Source organism: Psychrobacter nivimaris (genome assembly GCF_009812035.1).
Taxonomy (GTDB): domain Bacteria; phylum Pseudomonadota; class Gammaproteobacteria; order Pseudomonadales; family Moraxellaceae; genus Psychrobacter; species Psychrobacter nivimaris.
On sequence record NZ_VZIZ01000037.1, the window covers coordinates 1 to 5,324 of the forward strand.

2 tRNA genes and 3 rRNA genes are annotated in these 5,324 nt (G+C 49.4%); all 5 read left to right on the plus strand.

Annotated features, from left to right (window positions below):
• Positions 1 to 46: 46 nt before the first annotated feature.
• A 16S ribosomal RNA gene (locus tag FQV37_RS12465) occupies positions 47 to 1,585 on the plus strand.
• Between the two features lie 75 nt (positions 1,586 to 1,660).
• Positions 1,661 to 1,737 (plus strand) — tRNA-Ile (locus tag FQV37_RS12470).
• A 9-nt stretch (positions 1,738 to 1,746) separates the two neighbouring features.
• Positions 1,747 to 1,822 (plus strand) — tRNA-Ala (locus FQV37_RS12475).
• 347 nt (positions 1,823 to 2,169) lie between these two features.
• A 23S ribosomal RNA gene (locus tag FQV37_RS12480) occupies positions 2,170 to 5,025 on the plus strand.
• 184 nt (positions 5,026 to 5,209) lie between these two features.
• Positions 5,210 to 5,323: ribosomal RNA gene (gene rrf / locus FQV37_RS12485) — 5S ribosomal RNA — on the plus strand.
• The 16S, 23S and 5S rRNA genes sit together here with 2 tRNA genes alongside, the layout of an rRNA operon.
• Position 5,324 lies beyond the last annotated feature (1 nt).

Consider the following 5,324-nt stretch of genomic DNA (forward strand, 5'->3'; position numbering starts at 1 on the left):
ATGAGCCAAGTTTAGAAGCTTCTTTAAAGAGCTTCATAGCAAGATTAAACTGAAGAGTTTGATCATGGCTCAGATTGAACGCTGGCGGCAGGCTTAACACATGCAAGTCGAGCGGAAACGATGGTAGCTTGCTACCAGGCGTCGAGCGGCGGACGGGTGAGTAATACTTAGGAATCTACCTAGTAGTGGGGGATAGCACGGGGAAACTCGTATTAATACCGCATACGACCTACGGGAGAAAGGGGGCAGTTTACTGCTCTCGCTATTAGATGAGCCTAAGTCGGATTAGCTAGATGGTGGGGTAAAGGCCTACCATGGCGACGATCTGTAGCTGGTCTGAGAGGATGATCAGCCACACCGGGACTGAGACACGGCCCGGACTCCTACGGGAGGCAGCAGTGGGGAATATTGGACAATGGGGGAAACCCTGATCCAGCCATGCCGCGTGTGTGAAGAAGGCCTTTTGGTTGTAAAGCACTTTAAGCAGTGAAGAAGACTCTTCGGTTAATACCCGGAGACGATGACATTAGCTGCAGAATAAGCACCGGCTAACTCTGTGCCAGCAGCCGCGGTAATACAGAGGGTGCAAGCGTTAATCGGAATTACTGGGCGTAAAGCGAGCGTAGGTGGCTTGATAAGTCAGATGTGAAATCCCCGGGCTTAACCTGGGAACTGCATCTGAAACTGTTAGGCTAGAGTAGGTGAGAGGGAAGTAGAATTTCAGGTGTAGCGGTGAAATGCGTAGAGATCTGAAGGAATACCGATGGCGAAGGCAGCTTCCTGGCATCATACTGACACTGAGGCTCGAAAGCGTGGGTAGCAAACAGGATTAGATACCCTGGTAGTCCACGCCGTAAACGATGTCTACTAGTCGTTGGGTCCCTTGAGGACTTAGTGACGCAGCTAACGCAATAAGTAGACCGCCTGGGGAGTACGGCCGCAAGGTTAAAACTCAAATGAATTGACGGGGGCCCGCACAAGCGGTGGAGCATGTGGTTTAATTCGATGCAACGCGAAGAACCTTACCTGGTCTTGACATATCTAGAATCCTGCAGAGATGCGGGAGTGCCTTCGGGAATTAGAATACAGGTGCTGCATGGCTGTCGTCAGCTCGTGTCGTGAGATGTTGGGTTAAGTCCCGCAACGAGCGCAACCCTTGTCCTTAGTTACCAGCGGGTTAAGCCGGGAACTCTAAGGATACTGCCAGTGACAAACTGGAGGAAGGCGGGGACGACGTCAAGTCATCATGGCCCTTACGACCAGGGCTACACACGTGCTACAATGGTAGGTACAGAGGGCAGCTACACAGCGATGTGATGCGAATCTCAAAAAGCCTATCGTAGTCCAGATTGGAGTCTGCAACTCGACTCCATGAAGTAGGAATCGCTAGTAATCGCGGATCAGAATGCCGCGGTGAATACGTTCCCGGGCCTTGTACACACCGCCCGTCACACCATGGGAGTTGATTGCACCAGAAGTGGATAGCTTAACCTTCGGGGAGGCGTTCACCACGGTGTGGTTGATGACTGGGGTGAAGTCGTAACAAGGTAGCCGTAGGGGAACCTGCGGCTGGATCACCTCCTTATAGACGCATTCGGTCAGCAAGAATTCACAACAAGTTGTTCTTTAGTTTAAGCTTACGTTTTTAACAAACGTATTAGGGTCTGTAGCTCAGCTGGTTAGAGCACCGTGTTGATAACGCGGGGGTCGGTGGTTCAAGTCCACCTAGACCCACCATTTTACAATGGGGCCATAGCTCAGTTGGTAGAGCGCCTGCCTTGCACGCAGGAGGTCAACGGTTCGACTCCGTTTGGCTCCACCACTACTAAGACGGTTAAGTAAGCTTTAGATGCTAATAAATAAATAGGTATTAAATAGAAACAAGTGATTTTAATTGATTACTTCTTTCTGTTTTATACAGAATCTGTGACTCGACGAGAGCATAGAGACTATTTAAAAACATAGATATGAGTCTGGGTTAGGAAGCGCGTGTTCACGCGCACTTCTTAACCTTAATAACTCACCTCTTAACGACATCAGTTGTTATCCCAGGGGTGAGTTATTAAAAAAAGTAAAGAGAACTGAATCAAGCGTATAAACATAGGTGATATCGTTATCATAATTAGATTGTATGACACTTAGAAGTCGAAAGACTACTTGGGGTTGTATGGTCAAGTAATGAAGCGCACATGGTGGATGCCTTGGCAGTCAGAGGCGATGAAAGACGTGACAGCCTGCGATAAGCTTCGGGGAGGCGGCAATATCCTGTGATCCGGAGATTTCTGAATGGGGAAACCCACTTACCATAAGGTAGGTATCCTAATTTATTAGGAAGCGAACGAGGGGAAGTGAAACATCTCAGTACCCTTAGGAATAGACATCAATTGAGATTCCCCTAGTAGCGGCGAGCGAACGGGGAGAAGCCGATTAATTCTAATGTAGAAGAACAGCGTGGGAAAGCTGACCGTAGTAGGTGATAGTCCTGTATTCGAAACATTAGAGTTAACATATTAAGTAGAGCGGGGCACGAGAAATCCTGTTTGAAGATGGGGGGACCATCCTCCAAGGCTAAATACTCCTGACTGACCGATAGTGAACCAGTACCGTGAGGGAAAGGCGAAAAGAACCCCTGTGAGGGGAGTGAAATAGAACCTGAAACCGTGTGCGTACAAGCAGTGGGAGCCCACTTGTTGGGTGACCGCGTACCTTTTGTATAATGGGTCAGCGACTTATATTCTGTAGCAAGGTTAACCGTTTAGGGGAGCCGTAGGGAAACCGAGTCTTAATAGGGCGTTTAGTTGCAGGGTATAGACCCGAAACCGAGTGATCTATCCATGAGCAGGTTGAAAGTGCCGTAACAGGCACCGGAGGACCGAACCCACTGTCGTTGAAAAGCCAGGGGATGACTTGTGGATAGGGGTGAAAGGCTAATCAAACTCGGTGATAGCTGGTTCTCCCCGAAAGCTATTTAGGTAGCGCCTCGGACGAACACCATTGGGGGTAGAGCACTGTTTCGGCTAGGGGGTCATACCGACTTACCAAACCGATGCAAACTCCGAATACCGATGAGTGATATCCGGGAGACACACGGTGGGTGCTAACGTCCATCGTGGAGAGGGAAACAACCCAGACCGCCAGCTAAGGCCCCAAATTCCTAGTTAAGTGGGAAACGAGGTGGGAAGGCATAGACAGCTAGGAGGTTGGCTTAGAAGCAGCCATCCTTTAAAGAAAGCGTAATAGCTCACTAGTCGAGTCGGCCCGCGCGGAAGATGTAACGGGGCTCAAACTAGGAGCCGAAGCTGCGGATTTGAATTTGTTTTCAAGTGGTAGGGGAGCGTTGTGTAAGCCTGTGAAGGTGTGTTGTAAAGCATGCTGGAGGTATCACAAGAGCGAATGCTGACGTGAGTAACGATAATGCGAGTGAAAAGCTCGCACGCCGGAAGATCAAGGGTTCCAGTCCAACGTTAATCGGGGCTGGGTGAGTCGACCCCTAAGGCGAGGCCGAAAGGCGTAGTCGATGGGAAATCGGTTAATATTCCGATACTTGTTTATAATGCGATGGAGGGACGGAGAAGGTTATGTCAGCCTGGCGTTGGTTGTCCAGGTGAAAGGATGTAGGTTTATAGCTTAGGTAAATCCGGGCTATTTTATACCGAGATCTGATAGCAAGCTGTACTTGTACAGCGAAGTGGCAAATACCATGCTTCCAGGAAAAGCTTCTAAGCAATAGTTATAAACGAATCGTACCCTAAACCGACACAGGTGATCAGGTAGAGAATACCAAGGCGCTTGAGAGAACTCTGCTGAAGGAACTAGGCAAAATGGTACCGTAACTTCGGGAGAAGGTACGCTGTTGATGGTGATAGGACTTGCTCCTTGAGCTGTTGGCAGTCGCAGATACCAGGCTGCTGCAACTGTTTATTAAAAACACAGCACTCTGCAAACACGAAAGTGGACGTATAGGGTGTGATGTCTGCCCGGTGCTGGAAGGTTAATTGATGGGGTTAGCGTAAGCGAAGCTCTTGATCGAAGCCCCAGTAAACGGCGGCCGTAACTATAACGGTCCTAAGGTAGCGAAATTCCTTGTCGGGTAAGTTCCGACCTGCACGAATGACATAATGATGGCAGCGCTGTCTCCAGCAGAGACTCAGTGAAATCGAAATCGCAGTGAAGATGCTGTGTACCCGCGGCTAGACGGAAAGACCCCGTGAACCTTTACTACAGCTTTACATTGAACTTTGACCTGACTTGTGCAGGATAGGTGGGAGGCTTTGAAGCCGAGACGCTAGTCTTGGTGGAGCCAATCTTGAAATACCACCCTGGTCATGTTGGGGTTCTAACTCAGGTATAACAATACCGAGGACAATGTATGGTGGGTAGTTTGACTGGGGCGGTCTCCTCCTAAAGAGTAACGGAGGAGTACGAAGGTGCGCTCAGACCGGTCGGAAATCGGTCGTAGAGTATAAAGGCAAAAGCGCGCTTAACTGCGAGACCCACAAGTCGAGCAGGTACGAAAGTAGGTCTTAGTGATCCGGTGGTTCTGTATGGAAGGGCCATCGCTCAACGGATAAAAGGTACTCTGGGGATAACAGGCTGATACCGCCCAAGAGTTCATATCGACGGCGGTGTTTGGCACCTCGATGTCGGCTCATCTCATCCTAGGGCTGAAGCAGGTCCTAAGGGTATGGCTGTTCGCCATTTAAAGAGGTACGCGAGCTGGGTTTAGAACGTCGTGAGACAGTTCGGTCCCTATCTACCGTGGGCGTTGGAAATTTGAGAGGATCTGCTCCTAGTACGAGAGGACCAGAGTGGACGAACCTCTGGTGTTCGGGTTGTCACGCCAGTGGCATTGCCCGGTAGCTACGTTCGGATGGGATAACCGCTGAAAGCATCTAAGCGGGAAGCCCACCTCAAGATTAGATTTCCCTAAAGAGCCGTTCAAGACTAGGACGTTGATAGGCAGGGTGTGGAAGCGCAGCGATGCGTGTAGCTAACCTGTACTAATTGCTCGTTTGGCTTGACCATACAACACCCAAGTGGTTTGTATACAAGTCTAATTAATCTATCTTGTATAGCTCAGGCTATAGAATAAGAAAGAACATTTCGATATCACCTTTAACCTTGATTCAGTTAGGTTACAAGTTGATCGACAACAAGCTCAAACTTGATGTCAATAAAAACAATAACAGACTCATATCTAACCCCCTTTGCTGACGACAATAGCGCGATGGCCCCACCTGATCCCTTCCCGAACTCAGAAGTGAAACATCGTAGCGCCAATGGTAGTGTGGTTCGCCCATGTGAGAGTAGGTCATCGTCAGCTC